The organism is Pseudomonas sp. DCB_AW (assembly GCF_026240895.1).
Lineage (GTDB): Bacteria > Pseudomonadota > Gammaproteobacteria > Pseudomonadales > Pseudomonadaceae > Aquipseudomonas > Aquipseudomonas kermanshahensis.
Genome location: NZ_JAPFCE010000003.1, coordinates 13,954 through 28,363, shown reverse-complemented (window position 1 = coordinate 28,363; position 14,410 = coordinate 13,954). Strand labels below are relative to the sequence as shown.

At 58.3% G+C, this 14,410-nt stretch carries 13 protein-coding genes, 1 tRNA gene and 2 pseudogenes; 2 read left to right on the top strand and 14 right to left on the bottom strand.

Annotated elements, in window-relative coordinates; all coding sequences use genetic code 11:
* The first annotated feature begins 41 nt into the window (after positions 1-41).
* On the top strand, positions 42-980 hold the full coding sequence (locus OO306_RS03355; protein ID WP_265967682.1) for an ArdC family protein: 939 nt from the start codon (positions 42-44) through the stop codon (positions 978-980).
* Positions 981-1,066: 86 nt separating this feature from the next.
* On the opposite strand, the gene OO306_RS03350 is transcribed toward OO306_RS03355, so the two are convergent.
* Both OO306_RS03350 and OO306_RS03345 read right to left on the bottom strand, forming a co-directional pair.
* Positions 1,067-1,432 carry a histone-like nucleoid-structuring protein, MvaT/MvaU family gene (locus tag OO306_RS03350; RefSeq protein WP_210014331.1) on the bottom strand — a complete coding sequence of 122 codons (366 nt, stop codon included), beginning with the start codon at positions 1,430-1,432 and terminating at the stop codon, positions 1,067-1,069.
* 124 nt (positions 1,433-1,556) lie between these two features.
* Positions 1,557-1,751, bottom strand: coding sequence for a hypothetical protein (locus tag OO306_RS03345; RefSeq protein WP_265967681.1), 195 nt, complete (start codon positions 1,749-1,751; stop codon positions 1,557-1,559).
* A 223-nt stretch (positions 1,752-1,974) separates the two neighbouring features.
* On the opposite strand from OO306_RS03345, the gene mobH reads away from it, so the two are divergent.
* On the top strand, positions 1,975-3,708 hold the full coding sequence (gene mobH / locus OO306_RS03340; protein ID WP_265967680.1) for a MobH family relaxase: 1,734 nt from the start codon (positions 1,975-1,977) through the stop codon (positions 3,706-3,708).
* Positions 3,709-3,940: 232 nt separating this feature from the next.
* Here the strand turns inward: mobH and OO306_RS03335 are convergent, their stop codons facing one another.
* The 12 genes and pseudogenes from OO306_RS03335 to rpmI form a co-directional block, all read right to left on the bottom strand.
* Complete coding sequence (locus OO306_RS03335; RefSeq protein WP_265967850.1) at positions 3,941-4,111, bottom strand: KTSC domain-containing protein; 171 nt, start codon at positions 4,109-4,111, stop codon at positions 3,941-3,943.
* Between the two features lie 186 nt (positions 4,112-4,297).
* Positions 4,298-6,868 (bottom strand): AAA family ATPase, encoded by a 2,571-nt coding sequence (locus OO306_RS03330; RefSeq protein ID WP_265967679.1) that lies wholly within the window; start codon positions 6,866-6,868, stop codon positions 4,298-4,300.
* Between the two features lie 549 nt (positions 6,869-7,417).
* Positions 7,418-7,612 (bottom strand): annotated as a pseudogene (locus OO306_RS03325) (maturase); the annotation flags it as partial.
* Positions 7,557-7,934 (bottom strand): reverse transcriptase domain-containing protein, encoded by a 378-nt coding sequence (locus OO306_RS03320; protein ID WP_265967678.1) that lies wholly within the window; start codon positions 7,932-7,934, stop codon positions 7,557-7,559. The gene OO306_RS03320 and the pseudogene OO306_RS03325, both read right to left, overlap by 56 nt.
* Positions 7,933-8,775: pseudogene (gene ltrA / locus OO306_RS03315) on the bottom strand (group II intron reverse transcriptase/maturase); the annotation flags it as partial. The pseudogene ltrA and the gene OO306_RS03320, both read right to left, overlap by 2 nt.
* Before the next feature lie 670 nt (positions 8,776-9,445).
* A tRNA-Pro gene (locus OO306_RS03310) sits at positions 9,446-9,522 on the bottom strand.
* Between the two features lie 99 nt (positions 9,523-9,621).
* On the bottom strand, positions 9,622-9,978 hold the full coding sequence (locus OO306_RS03305) for a MerR family transcriptional regulator (protein WP_008100384.1): 357 nt from the start codon (positions 9,976-9,978) through the stop codon (positions 9,622-9,624).
* Complete coding sequence (ihfA, locus tag OO306_RS03300) at positions 9,959-10,261, bottom strand: integration host factor subunit alpha (protein ID WP_003250679.1); 303 nt, start codon at positions 10,259-10,261, stop codon at positions 9,959-9,961. Before ihfA ends, OO306_RS03305 begins: the two co-directional genes overlap by 20 nt.
* 4 nt (positions 10,262-10,265) lie before the next feature.
* Positions 10,266-12,647: a phenylalanine--tRNA ligase subunit beta gene (pheT, locus tag OO306_RS03295; protein WP_265967677.1), complete on the bottom strand. Its 2,382-nt coding sequence runs from the start codon at positions 12,645-12,647 to the stop codon at positions 10,266-10,268.
* Positions 12,648-12,680: 33 nt separating this feature from the next.
* Entirely contained in the window at positions 12,681-13,697 is a 1,017-nt protein-coding gene (pheS, locus tag OO306_RS03290; protein ID WP_027596148.1) for a phenylalanine--tRNA ligase subunit alpha, read from the bottom strand.
* A gap of 109 nt (positions 13,698-13,806) precedes the next feature.
* A complete protein-coding gene (gene rplT, locus OO306_RS03285; RefSeq protein ID WP_003250671.1) occupies positions 13,807-14,163 on the bottom strand; it encodes a 50S ribosomal protein L20 in 357 nt (118 codons plus the stop codon).
* Between the two features lie 28 nt (positions 14,164-14,191).
* Positions 14,192-14,386, bottom strand: a complete 195-nt coding sequence (gene rpmI, locus OO306_RS03280; RefSeq protein ID WP_008100408.1) for a 50S ribosomal protein L35 — start codon at positions 14,384-14,386, stop codon at positions 14,192-14,194.
* Between the last annotated feature and the right edge of the window lie 24 nt (positions 14,387-14,410).

The window sequence follows — 14,410 nt, the reverse complement described above, 5'->3', positions numbered from 1 at the left end:
CCGGCTGGGCAGCGTTCCCCCCTACACGCCCGGAGAACGCCATGTCCGATATCTACCTGGATGTCACCAACAAGATCGTCAGCGCCTTGAGCCAAGGCGTGATCCCCTGGATCAAACCCTGGACCACCACCGGTTCAAGTGCTGACTGCCCTTTTCCCATCAACGCCATCACCAGACGCCCCTACGCCGGCATCAACATTCCACTGCTGTGGGCCGAGGCGCGCCTGCGAGGTTTCACCCGCGATCGCTGGCTGACCTTCAATCAAGCACGCAAAGCTGGCGGCCATGTACGCAAGGGTGAACAATCCACCCTCGCGGTGCTGTACAAACCGATGAGCAAGGAGGCGCATGACGAGGACGGCCAGGTCGTTCGCGATGATCAGGGCAATATCAAGATGGTGCAGTTCGCCCTCTTGCGCACCCACTGCCTGTTCAACATCGAGCAGACCGAAGACGTGCCTGCCGAGGAGGCAGATTCCGCTGAGCACACCGAGCCAACCGCTTTTATCGACCATGCCCCAGCCGAACAGTTGCTGCTAGCCAGCGGCGCGCAGATCGAGCATTGCTACGGCGATAGCGCGTTCTATCAGCCGCTGCGCGATCGCATCCAACTGCCCACCAAGGCCCAGTTCGAGGACGTCGGCAGCTACTACGCGACTGCCCTGCATGAGCTGACGCATTGGTCCGGTCATCGATCACGGCTGAACCGCGAGGGCATCACCGGCGGGCACGCGTTCGGTTCCGCAGCCTATGCCTTCGAGGAGTTGGTCGCGGAAATGGGTGCAGCGTTTCTTTGCGCACTGACTGGTACGCAGGGGGAGTTGCGCCACGAGGAGTACCTGGCCTCCTGGCTGAAGATCCTCAAGGAGGACAAGCGCGCGATCTTCCGCGCCAGTGGCCAGGCCCGTGAGGCCTCGGAATACCTACTGGCGCTGCAGTCCGATCACACCATTGAAGCGACGGAGCTACTCACGGCGTGATGTCCCTCAGCCAGCAAAAGGCCCCGATTTGGGGCCTTTGTTTTGCCTGCAGCGCCGTGAGTCGGCCGCTGCAACTACGCAGTCGATCACTGCAGCCAGCTCTCGACGGTATCCGAGCCGTGTTCCTGCTTCCACTGCTTGAGGATCTTGTGATTGCCACCCTTGGTTTCCACGACCTCGCCGCTGTGCGGGTTCTTGTAGCGCTTGACCTCGCGTGGCTTGCGCTGAGCACTGCTCGACACGCTGGCGGCACTCACGCTCACGCCCTTGGACGGGTCCAGAATGGTGATCACCTGGCGCAGGCTCATGCCGTACTCTTCCAGCAAGGCTTTGAGCTTCTGTTCAAACTCGATCTCCTGCTTCAGGCCGGAATCGTTTTTCATCGCATCCAGTTGTTGAAGTTGCGCGGCCAGCTGCGCTTCCAGTGCTTTGAATTCGGCAAGTTTGGACATGAGAAATCTTTCCTAGGTATGAGACATGTGAAAGCATAGTAACTGAGACAAACTCAATATCCGAGTATTAATTCCCAATCTAAGAGTCATTTCATGGTCATTAATTGCACAACTCTGTGACAGATCAATCAGCCAAGTTCTGGCAGAGGTGCGCCACCACTTCGCGAGGCGCCGCGCTGTTGCCAATCTTGAACAAGATCTCGCGCTGGCTGCGCGGCAAATTTTTCGCACAGCGCTTGGCGGCAGACCGAATGGCAGCATCTGTGCCATGAATCCGGTCCGCAAGCAGCACGATCAATACAGCATCACTCAGCGTCATCAGGGCCCCAGGTAAGAAACATGATGCCGGGCAGTCTACCCCCACGCGAAAGGGTCGGCTATGCCGATCGGCCGACTAACCCGACGCGCCAGATTTCGGATTATCGCTCTCGCGAAAAAGGCCAAGGCGGTAAAGCGTAATGGTGTCAATGGAAGGGGGCGCAAGGGTAAGAGTCTTATCCGAAAAGGCAAAAGGACCTTTTGAACGAAAGGCAGGAACTGCGATGAAACGCTGGTGGTTCAAACCTCAAAAAGGCCTTGCCGAAGAGACCGCCCCCGCCCATGTGGGCTTTCATAAACCACTGTCGGCGGAATCACTGCTCGCTGCCAGCCACCGGAAAAGGATGCTCGAGCGCATCTGGCAATACACGGCACTCTCCCCGCTACAGTTCGAACAACTCTACCTCGAACCGATTCGTCGCTACGCCACCTATGTACAGCAACTACCGGCCAGTGAGAGCCATCACCATGCCTATCCAGGTGGCATGCTCGACCACGGCTTGGAGCTGGTGGCGTGCAGCCTGAAGCTGCGCCAGTCCTACCTGCTCCCCAGTGGTGCCGCACCGGAAGACCAAGCCGCACAGGCTGATGCCTGGAGCGCCGCCATTGCCTACGGCGCTCTGCTCCATGACATTGGGAAAATTGCCGTCGATCTCCAGGTGGAGTATCAGAATGGCGTGGTGTGGCACCCCTGGCACGGCCCCCTGAACCAGCCTTACCGGTTCCGCTACCACCTCGACCGGGATTACCAGCTACACGGTTCCGCCGCTGGGCTGCTGTATACGCAGATCCTGACGCCCGCCCTACTCGATTGGCTCAGCGACTACCCGACCTTGTGGGGACATCTGCTCAACTTGCTGGCCGACCACTACGAGTATGCCGGCACCCTCGGAGAATTGGTGTTGCAAGCAGACCGGGTGTCCACGGCACAAAACATCGGTGCCAATCCCACTAAAGCGCTGCAGGCCCCCAAGCACTCGTTACAACACCATCTGCTCACAGGATTGCGCCACCTGGTCAAAAACGAGTTCAAGCTCAACCAGCCTGGCGCTACCGGATGGCTCACCGAGAACCATCTTTGGTTGGTTAGTAAAACCGCGACCGATAAATTGCGTGCCTACCTGCTGGCTCAATCCGTGGATGGGATCCCATCCTCCAACATCGCCTTGTTCGATGAACTGCAGTCACACGGCTTAGTCGAGGCTACGCCCGATGGCAAGGCCATCTGGCTGGGCAAGATCACTGACGGTGATTGGCAGCAACGGTTTACCTTCCTGCGCCTACCACCCTCGCTGATCTGGGTGAATGAACCGCGCCCGAACGCCTTCGCGGGCACAGTCGACGTCGCTTTTGAGCTCGAGGCCGGCGAAGCCGAACATCTAGAATCGGCTGGCCACACCGAATCAGCCCCCCCTATGGCCAGCCCAGCTTTTTCCCAGGCCTCAACTGGCCCGATGCCAGCGGAAGTTACCCCTATCGACCTGGATGATGCTGACTACCTTGGCGCATTGCTGGAGCTTTTCGAAACATCTAGCAATGTAGAGCAAGATCCACCCATCAACCTGGCGGAAGGCGCTTCTGAGCAGCTAGGCAACCGATTTGTAAAATGGTTGCGTGCCGGCCTGGAGGACCACACGCTGATAATCAATGACAGCCGAGCGAAAGTGCATACTGTGAACGGCACCTTCTTTTTGGTCACACCAGGAATTTTCCAGCGCTACGTTCAGGAGAGCCGGGGCCAAGCAGCCCAGGACGATGACTCTCGCACCTGGGTGGGGGTGCAGAAGGCATTTGAAAAAATGAATCTTCACCGGCGCAGTGCAGATGGTCGAAATATCTGGACTTGCCACGTCCAAGGGCCTCGCAAAAAAGCCAAGCTCAATGGGTACTTGCTATTGGATCCTCGGGTAATTACAGAGCAGCAGCCCATGGACAATCCATTCCTCAGACTAGTTTAGCCAGTGCAACCGGATAGTACGGCGGTCGATACATCTGGCTCCGGGCAGATATCTGGCGCTGCAGGTAGGTCGTTGCCGGCGTTTTCACGAAGCAAACGTCAGTTTCACCGCACTCTATTTCTGGACACAAGGTTGAAAGGTCATGTGCGACACAGTGACATTCCCCGCTGAAAATCAACAGGCCGACTGTCCCGTACGTGCGGCTTGATAGCATCTGTAAGCGGTCTTAAACCTAACACTGGTACCGGTCCTTGATGTACCGGTCAAAGTACGTCCCTTTCGACCCTGCCCGCATAAGCCCTTCGTGTACTTGCGCCGGGACTCGGCAGTAGTCGTACGCCCGCCCCTGTTTGAACATGATCCTCAATTTCCCAGTAGCGGTGTCATAGCCCACAGCAATCATGGCTGAAGAATTGACCCGAACCATCTCCATTTAAATTCTCCGTAGCGTAATTAGTTCGTTTCAGGTGAGATGCACGCCATCATGGGGCTCAAGCCTGAGTCACAATTCGAGGTATGAATAATCCATGCAACCTAAATGTCGCCTTGCTCCGCATGGCGCAATAGCGTGCACTTCCGTGCCCTTCTGCTAGGCTGCCTTCTTGCGCCGCGCTTCCAGGTCATCTCGCCACTGCTTGAGGGATTCGATATCAGCTTTGAGCTCCGCCTCTTCAGGCGGTTGGACGGGCAGTTCATCCGACTGGCTATGCTCAAAGCAACTGTATTTTGTCATCAAATCGTCAATACGATGAAGGTCCTCGCGGGTGATCCCAAGCAATGCTGGCAAGCGGCCATCCGTGGATATTCCGCGGCGATGGCGCACAACGATTTTGAAGAGCAGGTCATCTTCCACCGATCGTTCGATCAGTTTTCTAAAGTCGCTGCAGATCCCCTGCGCTAGAGAGTAGTAAGCCGCAGCGCCCGCCGCCTCTCCAGCTTTCTTGGCGTCGCGAAGTCTGTCGAGCAGAATATTGTTCGCTGTTTTGGTGGAGCTGCTCCATACAGCTTGGTGAGCGGGATGCCCAGACACCCCACCAAAGGATTCGATACACATTTGCTGGAGGTTATTTTTCTTCCAGGATTCGCCAATCTTTTTGGCGACATCATCCATCGCCCCGTACAATGACAACCGATGCGTGAAAATCAGTACCTGACGCTCTTTGGCCAACTCGGCCAACCGGCAGGCAACCTTCCATTCAAAATCATGGTCCAGCGACGAAATCGGGTCGTCGAAGATAAACGGGGCAACCCCCGGTTTGTCAGTCACATCCGCTAAAAACGCCGCCAACGATATTATCCGGCGTTCTCCTTCACTGAGTACCTTATCCGGTGAGTGATCGCCACTTTTTACTGCCTTAAGTCTCAGTTGGTGCAGCACTTTGCCGCGTGAGGTTCTGGTCTTGACCAATTCGACTTGAATACGCGTCGCGCCGAGCGCTCGCAGCTCCTTATTGAAGCGTGCCACGTAGACCTCAGTAACCACGTTTTCGGAGATTTCCGTTGCCTTGGTGGAGATGCGGCGCGAGCTTGCGGTGCTCTTGAGCTTGTCGAGCAATTTATAATCCTTCAACCGCTGCTGCTCATTCCTGACGGCCTCGCTCTGCTGCGAAACCCACTGTCGTGCTTCAAGCACCGCTTTTTCCGCAAGTGCCTTCGGCCTATCAAACTGCAACGCATCCTGGTCAAACTGCGCAGCTTCTGACGTCAGTTGCTGGGCGAACCTATCAAGTATGAGCAGGTTCGCGGTGAAATCTGGGATGAGACCCGCCAAGCCTGCCTGCTCGTGATCCAGTAGCGCTTTCCTCGACTCTCCTACACTGCGCCAAAAACGCCACAGGGCGGCGTGCCACTCCGGGGAGGTCAAGGCAGCAGCCGTGCACTGAGTCTGAACCTCCGCTTCTGTGAGGCTGTCAGGCAGCGCACGCAGTGTCTCGTTGTAGGTGAGCTCGGCGGCCTTCGCGTCGGCCTCCAATCTGCTGTGGATGAATGCTTCGAAATTGTTCAAGCGCTGCTGGGCGTCGGGGGGTAGTGTTTGCTGGCAGAGAACGCAGCGTCCGTCCTGGGTGACCGGATAAAGCTGCCCGGGATAGGGGATCTGGGAATACGCGCGGGCCGCCTCCCACATTGCTTTCCAAGTGGACGTGCCGACCCCCTCCAGAACCGCGGATTTAGCGTGAGCCCCTTCGATCGCAATCTGCCGTTTTTCGGAGGCCGCCGAACGCAGTGCGCGAATAATTTCAGCTTGCGCCGGTCCATACGCCACTGCGGCCTTCTTGACACCGTTGATGAGATGCATCAATTGCACGCTGGTATCGCGTTTCTGTTTTGCCAAGGATGCAGGATCTGTAGTCTTCAAACGCTCATTCAACGCCTCAAGGCTGCTGGCGTCCTCGGAGCTCCAGCTTAGCAGTTGCTCAACAGCCGACGCCGCGAGGGTTCCAAGGCTGCGGTATGATTTGCCAATGCTGGTTTCATGATAAGACGCCGGGATGACCGGAAGCTTACTCACAAGCTGATCCTGCTCAGCTTGCAACGCATCTTTCACCGCGTCAGTACCGGCTGCTAGCTTCTCAAATAGACCCATGATCGGCGGGCTGTAGGTCGCTGCACTCTCACTCTTCAGATAATGCAAGGCCTCATCACTGTCGAAGATGTCTATCTCGCGCAGCTGCTCTATCGCTGGGTGCGTGATGTGCCATTCCACGCTATCTGCCGTTTGGTCCAGCTCAAAGTTCAACGTACACTTGCTCGCTGCGGGCGTGGCATGGAAAACGTTCGGTTTCAGGTCGCTCGCACGGGCCTTCCCCGTCGCTTTCTTCAAAATCCGGGTGTAGCACGACTTTCCAGACCCGTTGTGCCCGTAGATGACCGTCAAGTTACCTGGGCCAAAGTCAAGCGGTGCACGAGGTCCCAAGCTCTCGATACCCTCTACGTCTGCAATGCTTTTTAATCGAAGCACCGACCCGACCGGGGCATGAGTCAACTCATCAAAACTGCGATTCTTTGGAACGGCTTGCCCGGCAGGCGTTTTGAGCAAAGCAACCAGGTGTGAGATATCCTTCGGCGTAAGGATCCCATGCTTTAAGAGCTTATCAGCGGCCTCCTGAAGCCAGTCCTGCTGCTCAAGCAACCATGTGCGAACTTGTCCCTGCGTGTCCATATGACTCCCTTCTAATAAGTGGGTCAAATGACGCTAGCAGAGTGCCATCCGCCTCGCCATTTCCACCACTGATACTTTCGCCAACCACAAGTCCAGTTTGGCTGGATTGGATTGGCCGGCGTAGAGAATCACGTCCTTGCCTTGCGAATCAGCGCGATCTGCTGCTCCAGTCTCGCGATAAAAGGGGAGGCGAGCGCAACCGATACGGAACAAACTGCTCGCAGATCAGTCGCTGTCTGGTGAAATCACGCAAGGTGAGATGGCTGAACGCTCGCGATGAAAGAGCCGACTACTAGCTTGGCATGCCCTCGCCTTCCTGAAGTCAGGAGATCGAATGGAGCGTGTGATAGCAGGCCACGAACAGTATTGCACCAGCGCCTGAAGTGACCGCGTGCCCGTTCGGCAGAAAATTCCATGGTGAACCAGGAAAAGCCAGCGCCCAAAGTATGGGCTAGGAGATGGGCTAGAAACGAGCAGGATTGAGTAGGAGGCGGGTTCACACCCGCCGTCCTCTCACACCACCGTGCGTACGGTTCCGTACACGGCGGTTCAAGCTATGCGGCTAAGCCGGTTGATCGTATCCAGTATCGAGACCAGTCCGAGTCGGTCCCATAGTTTCTTCGGCAGCGCCTGATTCATATGTGGCGCCCCCGAGTTCCACCATGGGCCTCGGCCGTTATAGGCCGATTTACAGGCACGCTCCTCGCTTAAGCCCAGACGCATCAGGTTGCGCGCCCTCGTAGACCCGGCGCACGATACAGGCCATGAGGATGTCGTGGTTGACCCGATCAAAGAACTTCTCCAGATCGACTTCCACGCACCACCGGTGCCCCGATGCCACATGGGCACGGGCCATCTCGACAGCTTGATGCGCGCTCCTGCCCGGACGGAAGCCGTAGCTGAAATCCGAGAACAGAGGATCGAAGAATGGCGTGAGTTGTTGCAGCAATGCCTGCTGGATCAGGCGATCCACGACGCTGGGAATTCCCAGTTGCCGCGTGCCGCCCTGCGGCTTGGGAATTTCAACCGCACGTACGGCTTGGGGATGGTATTCACCGGCCAGCAAGCCGAAAGTAGTTTGCCCACCCCCGCAACACGGGATTTAGCATCTCTATAGTGTGAGACAAGGACCGTCCTCGCCCCTTGCGCAGCAACTCACGAACTCGATCCATCAGTCTTCGCAGGCTTTCGGGGGCAGGTCGCACCCGTGTCTCTTGGCGATAGATCGTAATCGCGTAGCCCAGAAACTTTCGCTTCCAAGGCCGTGCTACTGCGCTTTTCTGCTCGTTGATACGTAGCTTCAGATGACCTTCCAGGAAGGCTCTGATGTTCGCCATCGCCCGTTGCCCTGCGCCTTCACTGCCGATGTAGATATTGCAGTCGTCAGCGTATCGGCAGAACTTCAACTGCCGCCTTTCCAGCTCTCGATCAAGATCGGTCAGCAGGATATTCGACAGTAATGGGGACAGCGGCCCACCCTGAGGCGTACCCTCGCTGCGGGGTTGAATCACGCCATTAGCCATCATCCCCGCCTCTAAGAAGCGCCGGATCAGCTTGAGTACGCGACCATCCCTCACTCGATAGGCGAGTCGAGCCATCAACACGTCGTGGTTGACCCGGTCGAAGAATTTCTCCAGGTCGATGTCCACTACCCAGTGCTTTCCTTCGGCCACATACTCTTTCGCCTTGGCGACCGCATCGAGCGCACTTCTCTGCGGACGAAAGCCGTAGCTGCCATCGGAGAAGGTTGGCTCGAAGATCGGTTGCAGTACTTGATGGAGCGCCTGCTGGATAAGCCGATCCACCACCGTGGGTACGCCGAGTGTTCTAACCCCGCCATTAGGCTTGGGAATGTCCACTCGGCGCACCGCCCGTGGCAGGTACCGATCCTCCAGCAGTGCCGCCTTGTCGAGATCAGCTGTTCTACTCTCGGTATTAATCGTTCAGGCCTTCAGTCTCGCGACCTACTATGCCCTCTGCTGACTTCTGCACAGTCATTCCAGCACCTCGCGGTGCCGGTAGCCCTGACGGGCAACCGTGCAGATCTCCCCGGGTATTGCGCACCCACTTTCACGCTTATGCCTGTCGGATCTACGTCATGGCGTTCTGTGCAAGTATTGGGCTTCGCAGATTTTGGACTGCTTACCCCGCCATGCCGCCTCGTATCCGCTTCCTGTTCGTCAGGCCAGCGATTTGCCTCGGGCTTCCTTCAGACTCGCAGTCGCCCGCGAAACCCTTGCCTCTAGCTAGCACTTCCCCTTGCCGGGTGTGCGGGGGACTTTCACCCCTGAGTGAGCGCGCCCTGCCGGGCGCACCAAAAAAAAGCCCTGAAAAATCAGGGCTTTAATTAGAATTGGTGGCGGAAGCGTAGGGATTCGCACCATCACATCCCCCTCCAGGCTACTCGCCTTCCGCATGAGTGGGTGCAGCGCCAGAGATCGTCCGATTCAAACTCTTAGACAGTGGGCAGCTGAAATTCGGTGGGGCAAAAAGTGGGGCAAAATTGCTAACCACGAAAAAGCGGACAGCCATAAAAAATCCAGTCACCGCTAAGTGACTGGATTCTTTGGAGTTATTTGGTCGGGACGGAGTGATTCGAACACTCGACCCCTTGCACCCCATGCAAGTGCGCTACCGGGCTGCGCTACGCCCCGACTCTATTCTCGATACCGCTGAGAACGTTGAAGAATCTACCCTAACCTTTTGATAAATGAAAGCTTTTTCTCAAAAAAATTTCCATTCGTCGGAGCAAATTACTTCTTCAACACCACCAACACATCCTCCAACTCAACAATCATCTGCCGAATCAGCTGCTTGTACTGGCTTGACTCATCCTTCACCTCATCACTGGAGAGCCGCAACCGCGCCCCGCCAATGGTGAACCCCTGGTCATACAGCAGCGCTCGAATCTGGCGGATCATCAGCACGTCCTGGCGCTGGTAATACCGCCGATTCCCCCGCCGCTTCACGGGGTTCAACTGAGGGAACTCCTGCTCCCAATACCGCAGCACGTGCGGCTTTACCGCGCAAAGCTCGCTGACTTCACCAATGGTGAAGTAGCGTTTGCCCGGTATGGGGGGCAGTTCGTCGTTATGGCTTGGTTCCAGCATAGGCCTCAACCCGGGCCTTCAACTTCTGCCCTGGACGAAAGGTGACGACGCGGCGAGCGGTGATCGGGATCTCTTCCCCTGTCTTGGGGTTGCGGCCCGGCCGCTGGCGTTTGTCGCGAAGGTCGAAGTTGCCGAAACCGGACAGCTTGACCTGCTCGTTCTCTTCAAGTGCGTGCCGAATTTCTTCGAAAAACAGCTCGACCAACTCCTTGGCCTCACGCTTGTTAAGCCCCAGCTCCTCGTACAGCCTTTCGGCCATCTCAGCTTTCGTCAGAGCACCCATGCCGTTATTTCCTTAACGTGGTGTTCAACCTTTGTTCGAGCGAGGTGAGGATATTTTGCAGGGTAACGTTCACCTCATCGTCGTTAAGAGTGCGCGATGGATGCTGCCAGGTCAAGCCGACGGCCAGGCTTTTTCTATCAGGATCAATGCCTTTACCTTGGTAGACATCAAACAGCCTGAGGTCTGTGAGCCATTCGCCTGCATTGTCACGAATTAATTCAAGCACCGCGTTAGAAGCTACATCACGTCCTGCAATCAACGCCAGGTCGCGACGGGTTTCTGGGAACTTGGACAGTTCGCTGAACTTCGGCAGGCGGCCTTCGACCACGTCACCCAACACCAGCTCGAACAGGAACACCGGGCGATCCAGGCCCAGGGCTTTGGCAAGCTCGGGGTGAATGGCGCCGAGGTGGCCGACGGGCTTGCCGTCGCGTTCGATGAGGGCGGTTTGGCCTGGGTGCAGGGCGGGGTGTTTGCCGGCGCTGAAGGTGAAGTCGCTCAGCGCGCCGGAGTAACCCAGCAGGGCTTCCACGTCGGCTTTGACGTCGAAGAAGTCGATGCCGTCGCGGCCGTTGGCCCAGCCTTCTGGCAGGCGGCTGCCGGTGACGACGCCGGCGATCATCGGTTGCTGCTCAAGGTTACCGAGCTGGCCGACGAAGCGCAGGCCGCTTTCGAACAGGCGTACGCGGTCTTGCTGGCGGTTGAGGTTGTGCTGCAGCGCCTTGACCAGGCCCGGCCACAGGGACGCGCGCATGGCGGCCATGTCGCTGGAGATGGGGTTGGCCAGCAGCAGCGGCTCCACGCCAGGGGTGAACAGCTCGAACAACTTCGGGTCGATGAAGCTGTAGGTGATGGCTTCCTGGTAGCCGCGGGCGACCAGCAGGCGGCGCAGGTTCGGCAGGTCACCGCGGGTTTCCGGCTTGCCCTGGGGCGCGAGGCGCGCCTGTGGGTAGCGGACCGGCAGGTTGTTGTAGCCGTACAGGCGGGCCAGCTCTTCGATCAGGTCGACTTCCAGGCTGATGTCGAAGCGGTGGCTCGGGACGTTGACGGTCCACTGCCCTGCCCCGTTCGCCGTGGTGGTCAGTTCCAGGGCGTTGAGCAGTTGCTCGACCTGGGCGGCTTCCAGCTCCATGCCAAGCATCTGGGTGATGCGTTCGGCGCGCAGGGTTACCGGGGCGACGTTGGGCAGGTGCTGTTCGCTGACAGCTTCGACGATCGGGCCGGCTTCGCCGCCGACGATTTCCAGGATCAGCGCGGTGGCGCGTTCCATGGCTTCGCGGGCCAGCTGCGAGTCGACGCCGCGCTCGTAGCGGTGCGAGGCATCGGTGTGCAGGCCGTAGGAACGGGCCTTGCCAGCGACGGAGATCGGCTCGAAGAAGGCGCTTTCAAGGAACAGGTCGCGGGTTTTTTCGGTGTTGACGCCGCTGTGCTCGCCACCCATGACGCCGGCAATGGCCAGGGCGCGGGTGTGGTCGGCGATGACCAGGGTATCGGCACGCAGGGCGACCTCCTGGCCGTCGAGCAGGACGAGTTTTTCGCCCTCTTCAGCCATGCGGACGCGGATGCCGCCGTTGATTTCGGCGAGGTCGAAGGCGTGCATCGGCTGGCCGAGTTCGAGCATCACGTAGTTGGTGATGTCGACGGCGGCGTCGATGCTGCGCACGTCACTGCGGCGCAGGCGTTCGACCATCCACAGCGGGGTCGGCTTGGACAGGTCGACGTTGCGGATGACGCGGCCGAGGTAGCGTGGGCAGGCAGCCGGGGCAGTCACTTCGACCGGGCGCACTTCGTCGTGGGCAGCCGGTACAGCCGGGAAGACTGGGCGGGTGACCGGGACGTTGTACAGGGCGCTGACATCGCGGGCCAGGCCGGCCAGGGACAGGCAGTCGCCGCGGTTCGGGGTCAGGCCGATTTCGATGCTGGCGTCGTCCAGGCTCAGGTACTGGCGAATGTCTTCGCCAACCGGAGCGTCAGCCGCCAGTTCCAGCAGGCCGTCGTTTTCTTCGCTGATCTGCAGCTCGGCCGCCGAGCACAGCATGCCGAACGACTCGACGCCGCGCAGCTTGGCCTTCTTGATCTTGAAGTCGCCTGGCAGTTCGGCACCGATCATGGCGAACGGGATCTTGATGCCCGGGCGCGCATTGGGGGCGCCGCAGACAACCTGGAAGGTTTCCTGGCCGTTGCTGACCTGGCAGACGCGCAGCTTGTCGGCGTCCGGGTGTTGCTCGGTGGCGAGGATTTCGCCCACGACGATGCCGCTGAACTGGCCGGCAGCGGGGGTCACGCTGTCGACTTCGAGGCCGGCCATGGACAGGCGGGCGACCAGTTCGTCACGGGAGACTTGCGGGTTTACCCAACCGCGCAGCCACTGTTCACTGAATTTCATGCTGTTCTCCTGAAAGTTGCGTCGGGCATTGACCTAGCGGAATTGCGCGAGGAAGCGCAGGTCGTTGTCGAAGAACAGACGCAAATCGTTGACGCCGTAGCGCAGCATGGCCAGGCGCTCGGCGCCCATGCCGAAGGCGAAGCCCTGGAATTCTTCAGGGTCGATACCGGACATGCGCAGCACGTTCGGGTGGACCATGCCGCAGCCCATGACTTCGAGCCAGCCGGTCTGCTTGCAGACGCGGCAGCCTTTGCCAGAACACATCACGCACTGGATATCGACTTCAGCGGACGGCTCGGTGAAGGGGAAGAACGACGGGCGGAAGCGCACAGCCAGTTCTTTTTCGAAGAAGACGCGCAGGAATTCTTCGATGGTGCCCTTGAGGTCGGCGAAGTTGATATCGCGATCGATCAGCAGGCCTTCGACCTGGTGGAACATCGGCGAGTGGGTGATATCCGAGTCGCAGCGGTAGACGCGGCCCGGGCAGACAATGCGAATGGGCGGCTGGCTGGACTCCATGGTCCGCACCTGCACCGGCGAGGTATGGGTGCGCAGCAGCATGTTGGCATTGAAATAGAAGGTGTCGTGCATCGCCCGCGCCGGGTGGTGGCCGGGGATGTTGAGCGCTTCGAAGTTGTGGTAGTCGTCTTCGACCTCTGGGCCTTCGGCAATGCCGTAGCCGATGTGGGTGAAGAACTGCTCGATGCGCTCGAGTGTACGGGTGATCGGGTGCAGGCCACCGGTGGTCTGGCCACGGCCTGGCAGGGTGACGTCAATGCATTCGGCAGCCAGGCGAGCGCTGAGCTCGGCTTCTTCATAGGCGGCCTTGCGTGCGTTGAGCACCTCGGTGACGCGTTCCTTGGCATCGTTGATCAGCGCGCCGACTTTCGGCCGCTCTTCGGCTGGCAGGTTGCCCAGGGTCTTCATCACCTGGGTCAACTCGCCTTTCTTGCCGAGATATTGAACCCGGATCTGTTCCAGGGCATTGATGTCTTCAGCGCGCTCTACGGCCTCAAGGGCTTGGGAGACCAGCGCATCCAGGTTTTCCATGTACAGACTCCAGATACGAAAATAGGGGAAGAGCTTTGAAGGCTCTTCCCCTATCGATGACGTTCAATGCCCGGCGACGCTAGCGCCGCCGGGTGATTGTCGCGGGTACTTAAGCCAGAACGGCTTTAGCTTTCTCGACAATCGCAGCAAACGCCGCTTTTTCGTTCACTGCCAGATCGGCCAGAACCTTACGGTCGATTTCGATCGACGCCTTTTTCAGGCCAGCAATCAGACGGCTGTAAGACAGACCGTTGGTGCGGGCACCGGCGTTGATACGAGCGATCCACAGTGCGCGGAACTGACGCTTCTTCTGGCGACGGTCACGGTAGGCGTATTGACCGGCCTTGATGACAGCCTGCTTGGCTACGCGGAATACGCGCGAGCGTGCACCGTAGTAACCTTTAGCCAGTTTCAGAATTTTTTTGTGACGCTTACGAGCGATAACGCCGCGCTTTACACGAGCCATGAGTAACTTCCTCTATCTTTGACCAGAATTAACGAACGCGCAGCATGCGCGCGACTTTCGCGACGTCAGACGGGTGCAGCAAGCTGCTACCACGCAGTTGACGCTTACGCTTGGTCGACATTTTGGTCAGGATGTGGCTCTTGAAAGCGTGCTTGTGCTTGAAGCCCGAAGCTGTTTTCAGGAAACGCTTCGCAGCACCGCTCTTGGTTTTCATTTTTGGCATGTTGGAACTCCGCATTCGATAAAA